The 18,507-nt window shown below is 28.6% G+C and carries 21 protein-coding genes; 3 read left to right on the top strand and 18 right to left on the bottom strand.

The annotated features are described in order from the left end of the window. Positions 1-124 precede the first annotated feature (124 nt). From fliS to C4R78_RS07335, 3 genes are read right to left on the bottom strand one after another with little or no spacing between them, the layout of a single operon-like run. Positions 125-505 (bottom strand): flagellar export chaperone FliS, encoded by a 381-nt coding sequence (gene fliS, locus C4R78_RS07325; protein WP_103896428.1) that lies wholly within the window; start codon positions 503-505, stop codon positions 125-127. A gap of 4 nt (positions 506-509) precedes the next feature. After that, positions 510-857 carry a hypothetical protein gene (locus C4R78_RS07330; RefSeq protein WP_103896429.1) on the bottom strand — a complete coding sequence of 116 codons (348 nt, stop codon included), beginning with the start codon at positions 855-857 and terminating at the stop codon, positions 510-512. Between the two features lie 10 nt (positions 858-867). After that, the gene (locus tag C4R78_RS07335) at positions 868-1,203 is read right to left on the bottom strand and encodes a flagellar protein FlaG (protein ID WP_103896430.1); all 336 of its coding nucleotides are present in this window, start codon (positions 1,201-1,203) and stop codon (positions 868-870) included. Between the two features lie 252 nt (positions 1,204-1,455). On the opposite strand from C4R78_RS07335, the gene C4R78_RS09490 reads away from it, so the two are divergent. From C4R78_RS09490 to C4R78_RS09680, 3 genes are all read left to right on the top strand, one after another. After that, complete coding sequence (locus C4R78_RS09490; RefSeq protein WP_207654282.1) at positions 1,456-1,728, top strand: hypothetical protein; 273 nt, start codon at positions 1,456-1,458, stop codon at positions 1,726-1,728. A 136-nt stretch (positions 1,729-1,864) separates the two neighbouring features. After that, on the top strand, positions 1,865-2,233 hold the full coding sequence (locus C4R78_RS09725) for a transposase (protein ID WP_207654283.1): 369 nt from the start codon (positions 1,865-1,867) through the stop codon (positions 2,231-2,233). After that, on the top strand, positions 2,220-2,546 hold the full coding sequence (locus C4R78_RS09680; protein WP_207654284.1) for a transposase: 327 nt from the start codon (positions 2,220-2,222) through the stop codon (positions 2,544-2,546). The genes C4R78_RS09725 and C4R78_RS09680 overlap by 14 nt, the downstream gene beginning before the upstream one ends. 168 nt (positions 2,547-2,714) lie before the next feature. On the opposite strand, the gene C4R78_RS07345 is transcribed toward C4R78_RS09680, so the two are convergent. The 15 genes from C4R78_RS07345 to C4R78_RS07415 form a co-directional block, all read right to left on the bottom strand. Continuing rightward, the gene (locus C4R78_RS07345) at positions 2,715-6,386 is read right to left on the bottom strand and encodes a CDP-glycerol glycerophosphotransferase family protein (protein WP_103896431.1); all 3,672 of its coding nucleotides are present in this window, start codon (positions 6,384-6,386) and stop codon (positions 2,715-2,717) included. Positions 6,387-6,405: 19 nt separating this feature from the next. Beyond that, the gene (locus C4R78_RS07350) at positions 6,406-8,505 is read right to left on the bottom strand and encodes a glycosyltransferase (protein WP_242971212.1); all 2,100 of its coding nucleotides are present in this window, start codon (positions 8,503-8,505) and stop codon (positions 6,406-6,408) included. Between the two features lie 82 nt (positions 8,506-8,587). Next, a complete protein-coding gene (gene hag / locus C4R78_RS07355) occupies positions 8,588-9,550 on the bottom strand; it encodes a flagellin Hag (RefSeq protein WP_103896433.1) in 963 nt (320 codons plus the stop codon). Between the two features lie 91 nt (positions 9,551-9,641). Further along, positions 9,642-9,977, bottom strand: a complete 336-nt coding sequence (gene fliT, locus C4R78_RS07360; RefSeq protein ID WP_103896434.1) for a flagellar protein FliT — start codon at positions 9,975-9,977, stop codon at positions 9,642-9,644. After that, positions 9,977-11,536 (bottom strand): flagellar filament capping protein FliD, encoded by a 1,560-nt coding sequence (gene fliD / locus C4R78_RS07365; RefSeq protein ID WP_103896435.1) that lies wholly within the window; start codon positions 11,534-11,536, stop codon positions 9,977-9,979. Before fliD ends, fliT begins: the two co-directional genes overlap by 1 nt. A 4-nt stretch (positions 11,537-11,540) precedes the next feature. After that, complete coding sequence (gene csrA / locus C4R78_RS07370) at positions 11,541-11,750, bottom strand: carbon storage regulator CsrA (RefSeq protein WP_103896436.1); 210 nt, start codon at positions 11,748-11,750, stop codon at positions 11,541-11,543. Continuing rightward, the gene (gene fliW, locus C4R78_RS07375; RefSeq protein WP_103896437.1) at positions 11,738-12,157 is read right to left on the bottom strand and encodes a flagellar assembly protein FliW; all 420 of its coding nucleotides are present in this window, start codon (positions 12,155-12,157) and stop codon (positions 11,738-11,740) included. Before fliW ends, csrA begins: the two co-directional genes overlap by 13 nt. 10 nt (positions 12,158-12,167) lie before the next feature. Beyond that, complete coding sequence (gene flgL, locus C4R78_RS07380; RefSeq protein ID WP_103896438.1) at positions 12,168-13,061, bottom strand: flagellar hook-associated protein FlgL; 894 nt, start codon at positions 13,059-13,061, stop codon at positions 12,168-12,170. A gap of 8 nt (positions 13,062-13,069) precedes the next feature. After that, positions 13,070-14,890: a flagellar hook-associated protein FlgK gene (gene flgK, locus C4R78_RS07385; protein ID WP_103896439.1), complete on the bottom strand. Its 1,821-nt coding sequence runs from the start codon at positions 14,888-14,890 to the stop codon at positions 13,070-13,072. A 12-nt stretch (positions 14,891-14,902) separates the two neighbouring features. Beyond that, positions 14,903-15,334 carry a flagellar protein FlgN gene (locus C4R78_RS07390; protein ID WP_103896440.1) on the bottom strand — a complete coding sequence of 144 codons (432 nt, stop codon included), beginning with the start codon at positions 15,332-15,334 and terminating at the stop codon, positions 14,903-14,905. Continuing rightward, a complete protein-coding gene (locus C4R78_RS07395) occupies positions 15,331-15,615 on the bottom strand; it encodes a flagellar biosynthesis anti-sigma factor FlgM (protein ID WP_103896441.1) in 285 nt (94 codons plus the stop codon). The genes C4R78_RS07390 and C4R78_RS07395 overlap by 4 nt, the downstream gene beginning before the upstream one ends. 66 nt (positions 15,616-15,681) lie before the next feature. Continuing rightward, positions 15,682-16,743 (bottom strand): flagellar motor switch phosphatase FliY, encoded by a 1,062-nt coding sequence (fliY, locus tag C4R78_RS07400; RefSeq protein WP_103896442.1) that lies wholly within the window; start codon positions 16,741-16,743, stop codon positions 15,682-15,684. Next, a complete protein-coding gene (gene fliM, locus C4R78_RS07405) occupies positions 16,736-17,725 on the bottom strand; it encodes a flagellar motor switch protein FliM (protein ID WP_103896443.1) in 990 nt (329 codons plus the stop codon). The genes fliY and fliM overlap by 8 nt, the downstream gene beginning before the upstream one ends. A gap of 10 nt (positions 17,726-17,735) precedes the next feature. Then, positions 17,736-18,128, bottom strand: a complete 393-nt coding sequence (locus C4R78_RS07410; RefSeq protein WP_103896444.1) for a chemotaxis protein CheW — start codon at positions 18,126-18,128, stop codon at positions 17,736-17,738. Positions 18,129-18,140: 12 nt separating this feature from the next. Continuing rightward, positions 18,141-18,500: a response regulator gene (locus C4R78_RS07415; protein ID WP_103896445.1), complete on the bottom strand. Its 360-nt coding sequence runs from the start codon at positions 18,498-18,500 to the stop codon at positions 18,141-18,143. Between the last annotated feature and the right edge of the window lie 7 nt (positions 18,501-18,507).

An 18,507-nucleotide genomic window follows, 5' to 3' on the forward strand; every position in this document is an offset into this window, starting at 1 on the left:
TAAATTAATCTCAATTACATAAAAACTCCTTGGAAATTAGCAAGGGCGGGCATCTGAATAATTTGCCCACCCCAACTATTGACATAGAACCAAAAATAAAAGCCCTTGAAATAGGGCTATACTTTTACTTTTTAATTTTTTTATAAGCCTCTTCGAAGGTTTCTTTAAGTTCAACTGCAAATCCTAAAACTTCTTCTGCTATTTGCTTATCCTTTTTAACATTAGCCTCAACAAGTCTTCTATACATATAATCATATAAGAGCATCAAAGACTTAGCTATCTCTCCTCCAACCTCCATATTCAGCGTTGCCATAAATTCTAATATAATATTTTGGGCCTTTACAAAATTCTCATGGGCCTTTTTAATATCCTTTTCCTCTATTCCAGCTATAGCAAGCTTTATAAATCTTACAAGACCATCATAAAGCATCAAAAGAAGCTTTTCTTTAGAAGCCGTAAAAACACTGTTTTGCTGATAAACATTTACTGCACTTGAATTTATCATTATATCACCCTCTTAAGTCAATTATTTTCCCTGTTATTTTATTAAAAGATTCTAAAAGATCTTCAACATCATCAACCTCAGCCTCAATAATTATTTTTCCATCTTTATCCTTTAACTTTATCTTTACCTTATTTTTTTCTAATTTATATTCAAGCTTAATCTTATATTTTTGTAAAACAGCAGCAAAACCTTCACAGGCCCTTCTTTGCTTTTCTTCATCAAAGCCTTTTTTATTATCCCTTTTTAATTCCCCACTTTTTACTTCATGAACTATTTTATCTACTATTTTTGTCTCAATCTGCTTTATCACAAGAGGATCTATTTTATCAAGAGTAATAGGATTTATACCCATAGGCTTCCCCCTATATCTTTTCATCTATAAAGAGTCCAAAAACTTCCATCATACTTGCTACCATATCAAGTATTTTTTTTGGTGGAATTTCCTTTAAAACTTCACCTGTATCATCCCTTATTATCTTTACTATAACATCATTAGTTTTTTCATGTATTTCAAACTTAAGATGCGTTGAAGCCTTCAAAAACTTATTAGCAACCTCAACCGCCTTTTCAACTTCTTTTTTGCTATATATAGGCTCAATATTTTCATTATTTTGTTTATTCATCTTTAAATTATTCATTTCTACCTGCTTTATTTGATAATTAACATTGCTATTAAAGTTAACCTTTTGAACCTCCATCCTTCCCACCCCTTATGTATTCTAATTTTTTTATCGGAAATTAAATATAAAAACTTTAGTGAAAAACACCTTATTGAAAATACTAAAAAAGGCAGGCATGAATAATTTGGTTTTATAATAAATGTTGGGATGGTGAATAAACCTCAACATTTTTTCTTCTTTAAATACAAAAAACACTTTATTCAGATGCCAGCTTTGCTAAAATATTATTAAAATCCACAAAAAAACCTTAGAAAAGAGGCATCTGATAAAGTGCTTAAGTATAATTTTATCAATAATTTATTCAATTTAAAAGATGTTTCAATAAAAAATATTGTAAATAGCGATGATCGCATCGAAATTTATACTGAAACTAAAAAGAAACCTCATATTTGCCCTAAATATGAATCTATTACTTCTAAAGTCCATAACTACAGAACTCGACAAATTAAAGATACTCCTATTCAAGGCAAAAAACTTTCATTATCCTTAAAAAACGTAGATATGTTTGTAAATCTTGCAGTAAACCTTTCTTTGAAAATTTAGATTTTCTCTCTAAGTATCATAGAATTACTAATAGACTATTTGCATACATAATCAGTGAACTTTCTTGTATTAACAGTATATAATCTATTGCTTCTAAAGCTAATGTATTTCCCATACTGTTAAGCGTATTTTCGATATGGTTAGCTATTCTACACATGATTCACTTCCTGAAGTTATTTCTATCGATGAATTCAAAGGAAATTCAGGAAACTCTGATTATTATTGCATTATTGTTGATCCAGTTAATCACAAGATAATTGACATCATTAAAGATAAAAACCTTCATGTTCTTTCCAGCTACTTTAGAAAAATTAAAAACAGAGATAAAGTTAAGTATGTAATCATCGACATGTGGAAGCCTTATGTTGAAATTGTTAAAGCTTTCTTTAAGAATACCACTATCATCATAGATAAATTCCACTTTATGCGCTATAGACGCTACTACAAAAGAAGCAAAAAACTTATCCTTACTAAATACGAATCTTTATATTATGCTTCTTTATAGCGATGAATTAAGACAAGCTCACTTTTTAAAAGAACGTTTTTACAAAATCTCTAATGCCAAATCTTTTTCCGAAGCAAGGGAGTTTTTAAAGGAATGGATTGATTTATATAGAAAAAATGGAATTAAAGAATATATTTCTTGGACTAATACTTTAAACAGATGGTTTAAAGAAATAATTAATTCCTTTGATGTTCCTTATACAAATGGATGTATTAAAGGATTTAACAACAAAATTAAAGTAATTAAGAGAAATGCCTTTGGATTTAGGAACTTTAAAAGATTTAGAAACCGAATTCTCCATTGTTGTAGGTAACCACATATTTAAAAATTATTGCCTTAATCTAATTTACGCAAAAATCTCTTGAAAATTAGTAAGGGCAGGCATCTGAATAATTTGCCCACCCCAACTATTGACATAGAATCATAAAAAATTTGCCTACTTCTATCGACATAACAATATAAAAGTAAAAAATATGCAATCCTAAGTAATGATCTTTTCAAAAATTTCATCTATCATTTTCCATACTCTATCTGTAGACCTATCATCTATATATTTAAAAAATAATTTTTGGAATTTTTCACGCTCTTCTTTATAATAATTAGGATTATTTATATAATTTATTATTTCTTTATGCAAATCATTTTGATTTGAAACTTTGGGGCCCGCTGTCCAAAAATCATACGGTTCCAAAGCTAACCCTCTATTTTTTCTATATTCTTCTATATCATAATTCACAAAAATAATAGGTTTATTCATAAATAAATAATCACCATATACACTTGAATAATCTGTAATTAATATATCTCCAGCTCCTAGTATTTCATATAAATTAATATTAAATCTCTCTAAATCTTCATTATTGAAAAAGTATATATTTTTAAATTTTCTATACTTTACTTTTTCAGTAATTTTTACTTCTTCACCATGATGAACTTTAGATACACAAATTAAATCATTTTTTTCAAGAAATTCATCAAATAGTTCATAATCAAAATGTGGCAATTTAATAGCATCATTAATTTCTGGTAAACCTTCTATTCTATTAACAGCTTCAAAAATGTGGAACGTAGGTAAATTAAAAATTACCTTTTTATTCTTTAACTTCAATCCCAATAATCTTTCTAAATTACTTCTTGCATCTTCCAATATAAGTAAATCTGTCCTAGGAGAACCTGTAATTCTAAATTTATTTTCAGGTATAGCATAAAATGAACTTAACTGAATCATATTAAAATGTGATGAAACACAAACATAATCAACATTTTCATATATTTTAGGATTTCCTCCTGAATTTTTATCTGTTTTATCCATTAAACCACATGCCTTTAATATTACGTTACCATGCCCTAATTCAATATTATATGTTAACTTAGGGTAAAAATAGAGGAAAGTTGAAAAACCAGATATAGTTACTAAAGAAATTAAAGGAACTTTAACAATATTTTCTATATTCCATACATCTTTTCCTGTTATCAAATTTATTTTATATTTTTTTCTATACTCAATTGGCATATATTTTATTAAAGCATGAGTATTACCATCTGCGGCATTAAATTTATTAATAGTTATCGTCCTCTTATATTCTTCGTTTTTCAAGTGTAACATTAAATTTTCATCAATATAAATTAGTTTTAGTTGATTATTTGAATCCAAAAATACATAACAATCTTTCAATCCATATTGAGCCAATGTCTTTATTTGATTAACATAATTTATATCATATGGAACTAAAACCCTTATTTTTTTATATTTTTGTTTTTCTAAAATATCTTGGATCGTATAGCCTTCTGTTATTTTATTTAATTTATCTCTTATTTTTCCTTTTATTTGTATTCCATTCTTTATTAATTCATTTATAACTGATTCAGAGACTAAATCAAATAAATCTGATAAATAATATTCATAATATTCTGTAGTTTCTTTACTTATTTTAATATAATTTAATATCGGTGAGAAAATACTAGTATTATTATACTCTATATCTTTAATATTTAATTTACTTCCTAACAGATAATTTATATAAATTTCATATATTTTTCCAAATTCTTTGTTCTTTAAATTTTTAGTTAGTCTTAAAGCTTCTCTAAGGTTATTAATACTTATATTACCAAGAACATATAAGTTATCAATAAAATTATTCTTTAAACAATACTCTACCTCTTCTTTTAATTCATCTCTTACAAAATGCGAATTTTTAATGACTTTATATAAGTCTAATAAATTTTTGTTTCTTAGCAAAGCAATAATATAGTTTTTTTCAATAAATTTAATTCGATTATTACAAAATAATTGACGCATAATTTGTTCAAACTTTGTATTATCTTGTAAACTTAAATATATTGCTTTTAATGTATAAAATATTGCATTATCATATTTACGTGTAACACCAATTATTAAATCTCCTATTTTTTTCAATTCATTTATCCTTTCATCTTCACTAATCTCTTTATCTATAATTTTGCATATTAATCCAGCTCTTGCATTCCACGAATTTTCATATATAAACTCCTCGATTCTTTTTTTATCAACCTTTAATTTAAGACAAGATTCTATCGCCCTATTAAATTCTTGCTTTGTATTAACTAAAAAAGTATATGGTTTTCCCATTGCCGCCTCTGGCATATATGTAGTTATTACTGGTAATCCACTAGCAATATATTCATAATGCTTTATGGCATCACAATTAATAACTATATCTATATCTGCTTTAAAAGGTATAATACCAATATCCATATGTTTTAAATATTTTTTCAATTCATTGTGTTTTTTAGGACCTAAAATATATAAATTTTTACATTCTTCATTTAATATTTTATCATTACCAAAACCTATTATAACAAAAGATTTGTCTGGATTTGACTTAACCACTTCATAAAATAAATCTTTATCAAACCAATCATATATCGCTCCAGAATATACTATTCTTGGTTTTGGTATATTCTTTAAGTCTTCAGGTTCTTCAAAATCATCATTGCATATAAAATCTCCTTCATTAACTGCATTTCTAGATAAATAAACATTCTTTCTACCTTCAATTATACTTCGTTGTAGAAATAATGCTATAGATGTTGTTGTAATAGCATAAGCATTATCCATTAATTCTTGTTCCCAAATAACATCTTTTTTATTGCCCCAAAAAACATATTCTAAATCTAAATGATCATCTACACATTCATAAATATGAATAAATTCACCTTTTAATAACTTTATTATTTCAGATTGATATGGCATATAGGTTATAATTACAGCTTTATTACTGTTGTCCGATAAATTTAGTAATGTCTGAACAAGATCTACATAATTACTAGCTATTTCATTTTCATTATATACCGCTATTAAAGGAGTAAAAATTTTAACATTATCAACTTCTTTATAATATTTCAAAGAATATTTTGTTAAATCAGATGCAGATATTATAGGATCATTAACACTTACTCTTGAAGCCGGTGTCACATATAAAACTTCATGTTCAAATTTAGCTAAAGCACGTGCAATATGATGCATTCGCTGATATATACCACTCCACCCACAAGATGATAATATAATAAACTTTCTTTTAGACAATTTTGCAGCAACATTAAAAATATCATATAAAACTTTTTCGTTTTTATATAAACTTTCTAAAATGCTCCTCAATTTAAAATTTGTAGAATACTTATATGCCAGGCCATAATATATGGCTGCATCACTTTTTATACCTTCTATTTCTAATTTTCTTGCATAACAATAATATTTAATACTCTTTTTATTATCAGTTACATTAGTTTTGCTTATCTTTACTCTTAATTCATTTAACCTATTATATACCTCATTTACATAAAATTCATTATTAGTATTTATAAGGGCTTGTTTATAAAATTCTATAGCAAGTTCATTTTTTCCCATTAACTGATATAAATATGCCATATTATATAACAAATCAAAATTTGTAATATCAATCAAAAGGCCATCAATTAATATTTTTTCAGCTTCTATAAAATCTCCTTCTAACAAATATATAACTCCTTTCATGGAAAAAATCTCTATATCATTTTCAACTATTTTTTCATATTGACTTATTATTTCCTTTGCTTCTTTTAGAAAATTATTTTCAATCAATATTTTAACATTTTCCTTTAATTTTTTTTTATATTCATTCATTTGGATAGTCATAATAATCCCACCTTACTCATTAAAACCTTATTTGCAAATCAGATTTTAGTGTAAGCATTTCTATATCATTTGGAATAATTTTTAAATATTCATTTATAAGAATAATAACTTCCGATATTTTCCCAGCCTCCAATAATAAATTTATATTGTCCTTAAATGTTTTTTTAAGTTTTTCAAGTTCATCATTAGAAGCTTTTTTTTCTCCATCTAATATTTTTTGAAAATCTTCTAACAAATACTCTACAACTATTTTCATTAATGGATATATATTTAAAGCTTTTTTCAAATATGCTATGCTAATTTTTATATTAACTCCTTTATTATTAATCGCATGATATATATATATTAAAAACGCATGTTCATTATCTTTAACATCATCTATTAATTCATTATTTATAACTTCTTGACTATATACCCTTGTAATATATCTTATTCCATCAACTAAGTATCTTTCTAGTATAAATCTATAATCAATATTTGTTAGATCACCAAACAGTAATAAAAATTTTTCCATAGTTTTTAAAATTCGAATTTCAGTTAAATCTTCATAACTATCTATATCCTTTAAATACTCTAAAACTAATTTATTAAAATCATCATACTTGTCTTTACAATACTCTAAGTATAGCAACAGATTATCCTCTTTTATTGCGTGAAAAATTTGTAATAAATTAACTTTACTCTTTAAAATATAATAAATAATATCACCATAAAAGTTTGGTAATCTATTTATATCTATATGTTTTAAACTTTCAATTATAGAATTATCAAGCACAAACTCATTATTTAAAATTTTTACTCTAACCTTATTTAACAAACTATAACTTGATACTCCATTTGAAAACTGATATATAAAGTCTGTTTTAAACTCTTCACCTTTATGTTCTAAATATTTTTCTAAAGCTACCTCAAATCTAGTTGCCAATTCTGTTGAATCTATACTCAAAATATTTAAATCATAATAACTTTTCAAATCATTAATTTTATTTTTTTGCATAAAAGAAAATATAAATTCATAAAATATATTACTAGCCAAATTAATATCATCTAATTTCTTATAAAATTCAATAACTTTATCATAATCATTTATTTTGTAATATAAACTACACAAATCTACTATAGCCATTTTTTCATAAGTAACCGTTTCATGATTTACACTAGGATCATTTATAACATCAATTTTATTTTCTTTATATAACTTTAACAAATCTAAATAAGTTAAATAATTATTTATTGCTTCATTATAATTACATAAAGCTTTATTTATGTTTGCTAAAACATAATAAATATCAATATACTTATCATTTTTCTTTAATGCTTTTTCTGCTATATTTTTAGCTTCTAAATATTTTTGGTTAATATAATACAATTTAATCAAACTTAAATACACATACATCCTATTACCCAAATCTATTTTATTTTTTATAGATTCTTCATATGCTTTTTGGGCATAGTATAAAGCTTTTTCATATCTACCATACATAGTATAACTTACAGATAATTGATAATATATATATACTTTATCACTTTCTCTATTCAACAGTTCTTTTTCAAGTAATTTTACATTCCTTCTAAACTTATACTCCATTAATTTTTTATCATTTTTTATATAACCATAATGTTTTAAATATAAATTTAAACTATAAACGGGCTGCTTAAATTTAGGTTGCTCATGTATCGATCCTTTAAAATAAAAATCTTTATCTTTTCTAAATAAGCGCAAAACTGTCGACAAAACAAAAATTTCTTCATTATCCTTAAATAAATAATTTTTTATTTTAATAGTTGCAGAATTATACATACTACTTTTACCTAATTCAAAAAAACTAATTAATTCTTCAGGATTTTCAATAATTTCATCACTATCAATAAATAATAACCATTCACCTGATGCGTATCTTATTAATAAATTTTTTATTTCTGAAAAATCATCGTTCCAATAATGACTATAAATTTTATCTGTATAACTTTTAACTATTTCCACTGTATTATCAGTAGACCCTGTATCTACAACTACAATTTCAGAATCAATTACATTAATAATGGGTTTAATACTTTCCAAACACTGTTTTATGTATCTTTCTGAATTTTTTGTCATGATACATATACTTAATTTCATCAATTCATCATCTCCTACACTTCATATAAACAACAAATCAGGTAGCAGGGATCTACCTGATTTGTTGAATTAAAAATTTTTATTATCTTAACAATTGTAAAACTGATTGTGGCATCTGATTAGCTTGTGCAAGCATAGCCTGAGCAGCCTGAGCTAATATGTTATTCTTTGAGAAGTTCATCATTTCTTTAGCCATATCTACATCTCTAATTCTTGATTCTGCTGCTTGCAAGTTTTCTGAAGCATTAGATAAGTTATTTATTGTATTTTCTAATCTATTTTGGAATGCACCAAGCTTTGATCTTTGAGCTGATACTGTCTTAATAGCTCTATCATATACTTCGATAGCAGCAGTAGCTTTATCATATGTTGATACATCTAGAGCATATAATGTTGGAGTAGTACTTGTTCCATCAGTTACACCTGCTGTACTTGTTACACTCGCATTTGTCACAGCTACTGTAGCTCCTATCAATGCTGATACAGAAGCACCAACAGCTATTGTTGTTGCTGATGACGCGATTCCTAATGCTTCCGCAGTCATAGACCTTATTTCTATTTGCATCTTTTGACTATTATTTGCACCAACTTGTAAATTAGCAGTAAAACCTGGAGATGATGTGTTAGCTGCTACATTTAATAATTTTTGAGTATTAAACTCAGTCGTATTAGCAATACGATTTATTTCTGAAGTCAACTGATTTATTTCATTTTGAATTTCTGCTCTATCAGCATCAACATTTGTATCATTTGCAGCTTGAACAGCAAGTTCTCTCATTCTTTGTAAAATTGCATGTGTTTCCTGCAAAGCTCCTTCTGCTGTTTGAATTAATGATATACCATCTTGTGCATTTCTTGTCGCCATTTCAAGTCCTCTTATTTGTGCTCTCATTTTTTCTGAAATTGCAAGCCCAGCTGCATCATCACCAGCTCTATTAATTCTTAAACCTGATGACAACTTTTCCATAGATTTTGCAGCATTTAAGTTATTAATTCCAAGTTGTCTGTGAGCATTCATTGCATTAAGATTGTGATTGATTATCATGCTATCTCCTCCTTGATTTTATTTTTTGAGGGAGTCCCTTCCCTCTCTACTATAATTTTTCGAAGTTTTTTTTATACACTTTAGGGGATTTTTAAAATTTTTTGTTTAAAAAAAATGAATCTAAGTTTTGAGTTTTAAAATAAGTTTTTGAAATACTCTTTTTTGCATTAAAGGATTTTAACTCATTCTTTAGCTTTAAATATTTTTCATTAAAGGCTTTTTGTATTTTATTTTCTAAACTTATTAGATCTAAATCCTCAATTAAATCCTTTAAAAGCTTTTCATCTTCAAAACTATTTAATATACAAATCAACTCTTCCCTTTTATTTAAAAAATCCTCTAAAACATCATAATTTTCACTTTCTAATGCATTTAGAACTTCATTTGAAATATTTTTATATTCATTTAAAACTTTTAAAACCTCCATTACTTATTCATCGCTCCTATTTGAGAATAAAGCCAATTCGCTTGATCGTTAAATTTTTGCATCGCCCTTTCCAGCTTTGCGAAATCTTTGTAATACTTTTCCTGCTTTTCATAAAGCTTTCTTTCAAGCTCGCTTATTATCCTATCCTTTTCTTTTATCTGCTTTGATAAAAGACTATTAACCTCTGTAACATCACCCTTTATTCCTGCCTTTTCAAGTAAAAATCCCTTTTTCCCTGAACTATTTCTCGTTGTCCTTATATTATCTTCAAGTATGTCCTTAATCCTTTGAAAAATACCTATCTGCTTATTTCTATCCTGTCTTGATGTATAGGTTTTATTTGGATCATAAGCAATATCAGAGGTTTTAATAAGAAGATTTATAACCTCCTGACCTCTCGTTTCAAGAGCTGTTTTCAACTTTGCTTCATCTATTACAATTTTTCCCTTTTGAGTATAATCGCTAGATGTAGAAAGCCCTATCTCTTGAAGACTTATCCCAACACCCTCAACCTTTTCAAAAAAAGCCTGTCTTAAGTTAAACACCATATCCTGAAGGGTGCTATCACCCTTTAATAACCCTTCCTTTGCTTTTTCTTCCCACTTTTTTATTTCATCTTCTTTTAATTCCTTCTTCTGATCCTCAGTTAATGGTTTATAGGAATAGTTTCTTTTTTCAGAAAGCTTTTTGTTTATTTTATCTATTATCTCATTATATTTATTTACAAATTCCTTTATTTTATCAATAACTGGCTTTGAATCTATATTTACAGTAAACTTCACCGATGTGTCCGTTACCCCATTTAAAGTATAAACAATTCCATCTATTGTAAAAGTATTAGTTTCCTTTAAAACTTCAACAAAATCTGCGTTTCCCGGAGCTTTTATTTGAATTTTTGCATTTTGACCTGTTGCTTCTAAAACTTCTATAACACCCTTATCAGAATCTAAAAAGTTTACCTGTATAGACGAACTCTCGCCTGTTTTTGAAGTTTCAAAGGTTAAAGTTTTAGTAAGCTCGCTAAACCTAGCCTTTACTGCACCACCAGTTTGTATATTTATTTGATTTATCAAATCCCTAAGTTTCATTGAAGAATTTAGATTTATTTCCTTCTCCGTTCCATTATAATTTATTTTAAGAAAAGAAGCGTTAATTCCTAACCCTTCAAGCGTTGTATCTAAAGAAGCTCCATCAGCTAAAACTTTACTTACACTTGCTCCTTTCGCAAGACTCAAAACCCTTATCTCGTATTGTCCCGTTTCAGCATCACTCGTTGTCAAAACCTTTAAAGGAGCATTTGAATCAATTGAAACTGTATACGGAGTTAAATTGTTTGAAGATAAAATATACTTTTCTTTATTTAAAAAATCAAAATAAGTATTTTTAAAGGACATCAAATCACTTATTATTTCCCTATAAAGTTCCTGTTTCCACTCTATAAGCTGCTTATCTTGTTTTACTTTGTCAACCTTTGTTTTTTCTGCCTGCATAAGCTGCTTTACCATGTTATCAACATCAAGTCCTGTTGCAAGTCCTGTTATCCTTAAGGTGCTTGGCATCTTCTCACCCCCTCTTTAAAAGCCTCTCTATCCCTCTTAAAGATTCTAAGTTTTCATTTTTAATTTCAGATATAAGTTCTTTTCTTACTATCTTTACATCCCTTGGAGCCTGTATGCCTATTTTTACTTCATTTTTTGAAACTTCTATTATTTTAATTTCAATTCCTTCCCCTATGAGGATGGATTCCCCTTGTTTCCTTGTTAAGACAAGCATTTTATCTCCTGCCTTAGGCTATATTTTTTATCATTTAGTATTATTTGTTTTGCTTTGTTGTTTTTTATATTTAAAACTATAGGTGCAAGAAGATTAGCAGTTATTTTATCTTCCCTTACAGTTACAATATTATAAACCATAACATCCTCATAGGAGTTTATACCAAGCTCCTTCATCTCTTCACAAGAAAGCTCTATCTCATAATCCTTAAAATAATCCCAAGGAATTATTGTTAAAAGAGCTATATTCTTCTCATCTATACTTTGAAGACAATAAAGATTGCTATCCTCAACCTTTATTATTACATATCTTTTATATTCTTCAAGCCCAGGAATACCTTTCTCAAAATATAAAATTTCATCCTCATTTATTTCAACTTGTCCAAAAAACTTTGTATCTACCATCATAAAAACCTACCTACCTTAAAAAGTCTAGTAAACTTGGTTGAAGTATTTTAGCTCCCGTCTGCAAGGAAGCTGTATATACAGATTCCATAACTTTATATTCCATAACTTTTTTTGCAACATCTATATCATAGGTCTTTGATAAAAGCTCTGTCATGTTAAAAGTTTCTGTTTCATTTTTTGAAAGCATGTCTTCAAGCCTTTTTTGTCTTGCTCCTGCATCAGCCCTTAATCTTAATATCTCATTAAAATGTTCGTCAAGCTCTCCTAAAAGCATGCTTGGATCTTCATCGTTTTCAAGCTTCTCAATTATTTTTGATAAAGTTTTAAATACACCTGCTTCACTTTGATTTTTAGCCTCGTTTGCAAAAGAGCTTCCCTTTACTGATATATCTATTATAACTCCATTTGCCATTTCCTTATAAAGACCATTATCTGATCCTACGTATATAACCTTATCCCCCTCCATTTTAAAGGGAGGATTTGTGGTCTTATCCCCTCCAAATACATATCTTCCATCATATGAAGTATTTCCAATCTGCATTATGTGTTCCTTAAGCTGTCTTATATGCTTTGCTATTGCAAGACGCTCCTCCTTTGTATAGGCACCGTTTCCTCCTTGAATCGTTTTTTCACGAACAGTTTGAAGAGCATCACCTATTTGTCCTAAAGCAACATCTATGGTATTTAACCAATCTATCCCCTCTTGAATGTTTGTATGATATCTTTCATTTGCTGCAATCGAAGCTTTAAGCTCCATAGTTCTTGCTACTTTAAAAGGATCATCAGATGGTTTTTGAACTTCATGACCTGAAGATAATTGATTTTGATACTTTTGCATATTTTCAAGATTTACCCTAAGATTAGCTAAAAAGTTTTGTGATAAAACTTTATGAGTTATCCTCATCTAATCACCTACCTTCTTATTAAACCGTTTACAACTACATCTAAAAGCTCATCTATTACACTTATCATCTTGGCATTTGCCTCATAGGCCCTTTGAAATTGAAGCATATTAGTCATCTCTTCATCTAATGAAACGCCTGATACTGACTCCCTTCTTATAACAAGCTGATCAACAAGGGATTGTTGATTTTTAACCATCCTTTTAGCCTCTTGATTCGATACCCCAAGCTGGGAAATTGTAGCTTTAAAGTAGTTATCTATAGTAGTTCCTGAATTGTTACTAAAAATTTTTGTAGAACTTCTATCTGCAAGATTTGGACCGCTTAAACTTGCAGAAGTTAAAGGTTTTCCATCCTTATCTACATAAACATTCTTTAAAAACTCCTCCCTTGAGGTTATTTTTAAAATCTCCATTCTTATATTTCTTAACTGCCCAATTATAAGTGCTCTCTCTCCATTTCCAGCTGCATAATCTTTAGAATTCCTATCTATTATCTTTCCTGCATTTATTAAAAATATATCCTCCTTTAGTTTTTGATTTACAGAAATAACCTTTGCTGCCTTAAGATGTGTTTCTGCCTCTATGTTGAAAAAGTTTACTCCTTCATTTAAATCTGTTGAATTCGAATGAACCGTATTTACTGAAATTGCAAGAGCTCTTGCAAGATTGTTTAATTGAAGCTTATAATCGTTTATCTCAGAATACAAAGAATCTAATCCCTTTAAGCTTCCATTGTAAAAAGGTGCACCTTCTATTTTTAAATTGCCTGATTTAAATTCTTGAATATCGTAAAATACTACATGTGGACTTATAAAGTTTATTTTATAGGATATTACATTTCCTTCTTCATCCTTTATCTCTTCTACATTTAAAAAGTTTTTCATCTCATCTTGACTTACCTCAATTTCTACAGGTTTATTTATATCACCATTTATATTAAGATATAACCTTATGCTTGATAAATCCTCTTTTTTAACTATAATCGGAAAATCCTTTTTCTTTATTTCGTTTTGTCCCACAGTTAAGCTAATATCATTTACAAAGGCTAATCCTTTGTTTATCTTTGAATCTACAAGAATAGGATTATTTTCATCTACTACTCCATTGTTTAACTTTGGTAATATCTTTATTCCCATATAATCCGTCTTTTTTATATCAAAATCAAAACGCTCAGATAATTTATCAAGCAAAAGGTCTCTTCTATCTAAAAGGTCGTTTGGAATTTTGCCTCCTATAACAACAGATTTTATCTGCTCATTTAAATCTGCAATTTGAGTTAAAATATTTGAAACTTCAAATATCTGTTGCTGTATAAGATCTGCAATTCCAACTTCTCTGTCCTCAAGCTGAATATATGTTTGATTTATACCATGGGCTAATGCCTCTGCATTGCTTATAACAAGTGTTCTTGCTGTTGAACTCTCAGGATTTGTAGCAAGCCCCTGCCATGCATCCCAAAAATTTGAAAGCAAAGTTGCAATTCCTGTATCAGAAGGTTCCGTAAATATTGCCTCTATTTCTGATAAAAAGTATTCTCTTGTTTCATATCTTTTTAATGTGCTAGTTTCTTTCCTTATATAGTAATCTAAAAATTCATCCCTAGTTCTTGTAATACTCGCAACCTCAACTCCTGTCCCTATTTGGCCAGGCTCTGCAGCAGTTGTTAAAGAAGGCATCCCAAAGGGTTGGCTTGTTTTTAAATTTGCCCTTTGAACGGAGTATCCTTCAGTATTTGCATTGGCAACATTATGAGATACCACATTTAAGGCTGTTTGCTGAGCAAACATTCCTCGTTTTACTATATTAAATGTATTAAAAAGTCCACTCATAATTTTTTCCCCCTAAATTGTAGCGTTAAATATATTGTTCTGTGGGCTAGAATCTACCTTGCCTGATTTTTTATATACAACGTTTTGAGAAGGAGATAAAAGGTTATTCATCATTCTTATATAACTTAAAGACTGTTTAGTTAAAATAGCGTTTGTTTCATTTTTTTCCTTAACTATGTCTACAATTTCTTTAAGATTCCTTGCTATATCCTCCGATATAATTTTTTCATTTACTAAATCATCAAGCCTTTTTTCACCTAATATCTCCTGTCTTTTCTTTTCAAGGCTGGATAAAACTAAAGCAATCTCCCTTTTTTTTTCTAAAAGCTTTGCAATAGCTTTACCATCATCCTTAAGCAACGCTTCCTTTTCTATATCAAGAAGTTTATTATATTCCTTTAATACATCTAAAAGTTTAAATATTATATCCTTTGCTTCCATCATTTATCCCTTTCCTTCATAGCCTGTATTATGCTTCTTGCAAGAAGTTCATCGTCAACAACATATTTTCCTTCCTTGATAAGCTTTTTTATCCTTTCTACCTTTTCTGAATTACCTTCATCTATTTCAATATTCCTAGAAAGCTCTAAAAATTTTGCAATCTCCTTTCCTGCCTTTGATATTTCAATCGTATCTTCTTTTTTGTTTACACTATTGGACTTACTTAAGCTTAAATTTTTATTATAAACATTAATAACATTATTTATATCAAACCTTATCCTCATAAAATCACCTCAATTAATTTTCTACTTTATTTATCGTAAAACATTAATAAAACTTTAGCCTTCAGGCTAACCCTGAAGGCTTTTTATTTTTTCCTCATTGTTTACAATGCTCGTTATTCTAACCCCAAAATTTTCATCAATTACAACAACCTCTCCATAAGCTACCCTTTTGCCGTTTACTAAAATTTCTACAGGCTCTTCAGTCAACTTATCAAGCTCAATTAGTGAACCCTGACCAAGCTCTAATATCTCTTTTATAGTCTTTTTAGTTCTTCCAAGAACAACCGAAATTTCAAGCGGAACATCAAGTATAAGCTCTATATTGTGCTTTTCCTTTGAAGATATAGGCGTAAGATCAGAAAATACTGCCTTTGATACGTTCATGTCATTTTTTTGATCTTGTTTTATCTCTTTTTCAACTTTTTCATAGGCAGCTTCTGACCTAGGTTCTTGTTTTTCTTCTTGAGGCTCCATATAGCCTCCCATCATCTTGTTTACAATCATTTTTGCAGTTTCAATAGGCAATAAAAGCATTATCTCACTATCTAATAAATCTTCTATTGTAAGCTTAAAGGATATTCTAACTATTTTCTCATCCTCATCTATAAGGTCCGATATCTTTTCAACGTTATTATTCCAAACCCTTGCAATGGGAGGAGTAATATTTATAGGCATATTAAGCATCGTAGATAGTGAAGTTGCTGAAGACCCTATCATCTGGTTCATTGCCTCTTGAACGGCACTAACTTCAATCTCAGAAAGCTCAGTCTTTACATTTGTCCCTGAGCCTCCCATCATTATATCAGCAATTATTGAAGCATCATCTATTCTTATAAGAAGTATATTTGAACCCTTAAGACCTTCAATATATTCTACTTCAAGGGTCATAATAGGAATATTAAACTCCTTCTTTATATCACTTAAAGTGGTTAAAGTAACCCTTGGAGTAGTTATGTTTACCATCTTACCAAGGATAGAAGATAGCGCCGTTGAAGCAGAACCCATTGATATATTTCCTATTTCACCTAAAAGGTCCTTTTCTTCTTCTGTTAACTCTTCAATTTTAGTTGTATTAATCCCATTTAGTAAAGCATCTATTTCTGCTTGTGAAAGTATTCCATCATTCATCTTCTTTCACATCCTTATCTAGTATTTCAAAAATTTGAACTCCTAATTTTTTGCCAATTTTTCCAGGATAAACTTTATAATGAAGTTTATCTTCTATATACATATCAATAGGTTCATTAACTTTTTTATCAAGCATTAAAACATCGCCAACTGAAAGATTTAAAAAATCTTCAACAGATATCATAGTTTTCCCAAGCTCAACAAAACAATTAAGCTTTACAGGCATTAAGTTCTTTTTTAATTTTTCTTTAAATCCCGTGTTTTCCTTATCAAAGGTAGATCCCTTATATTGAATAACAAGCTTATCTGTATATTTTTCTATAGATATATACGGAATACACATATTTACATAACACTGATTGCTGCCTATCGTTACTGAAAAGGTAATTAAACAAACTGGTTCATTTGGTGCAATAACTTGATTTAATACAGGGTTTGTTTCTAAACTTTCAAATACTACATTAACATCTAAAATATCCTCCCAAGCCATTTTTAAGTTTTCTAAAAGTTTTAAGTTTAATTTTTTGATTATATTTTTTTCAATATCAGTAAAATCCCTTGTCTTATACTGCCCCTTCCCTGAACCGCCAAACATTAAATCTATAATTTCAAAAACATAAGATGGTCCTGTTTCAAACATAAAAGGACCTGTAAAGGGCTCTAAATAAAAAGTCATAAGAATAGTTGGGTTTGGAACAGAATATATAAACTCTTCAAAGGTAATCTGTTCAATCGAAATAACTTTAAATTGAACAGATGTTCTTAAACTTGCCGTAAGATAATTTGCAGCAATACGGCCAAAATTATCGTATATCATCTCTAAAGTCCTTAAGTGCTCCTTTGAAAACTTATTTGGCCTTTTAAAATCATATTTTTTTACTTTTTGTTTTTCAACAGAGGTATTTTCCTCAAGTTGTATCTCTCCAGCTGTTAAGGCTGAAAGGAGGGCATCTATCTCGCTTTGAGTTAAAATTTCTCCCATAAAATCCCTCCTATCTTGTTAAAAGGGCCTCTCCCTCCAAAAGAGTTATTATCTGTCCCTCTAAGTTTATTATTCCCTTTATATATGACACATTTTCAACAGATTTTTCTATCATTTCATTCTCTATTTCTATAACCTCATCAACTTTATCTACTATTAACCCTATTTTTTCTTCGTTTACTTCAACAACTATGATGTTTTCTTCTTCATCCTTAGCATACTTGTTTAACAATGATTTTAAATCAACAACTGTTATAATATTACCTCTTAGATTTATAAGTCCCCTAACATAATAAGGAGCATTAGGAACTTTTGTTATACTCATCATCTTTTCAATCCCGTGGACAATAGATGTATCCAAGGCAAACTTTTCATTGCCAAGGGTGAATATTACTATTTGCATATATATTCACTCCTATCCTAAAACCTTCTTTAGAGCCTCTAAAACTCTTTCTGGTTGGAAAGGCTTCACTATAAAATCCTTAGCTCCTGATTTTATTGCCTCCATAACCATAGCCTGTTGTCCCATAGCTGAACACATTATTATTTTTGCGTTTGGGTCAAAGGCTCTGATTTCTTTAACAGCTTGTATACCATCCATCTCAGGCATAGTTATGTCCATTGTAACAACATCTGGTCTTTCCTGCTTATATAACTCAACAGCTTTAAGACCATTTGGAGCTTCCCCTACAACTTCATAACCATTCTTTACAAGTATATCCTTTAACATCATTCTCATAAAAGCAGCATCATCCACAATTAACACTCTTGCCATGATAAAT

Source organism: Caloramator fervidus, from assembly GCF_900108045.1.
GTDB classification, from domain to species: Bacteria; Bacillota; Clostridia; order Clostridiales; family Caloramatoraceae; genus Caloramator; species Caloramator fervidus.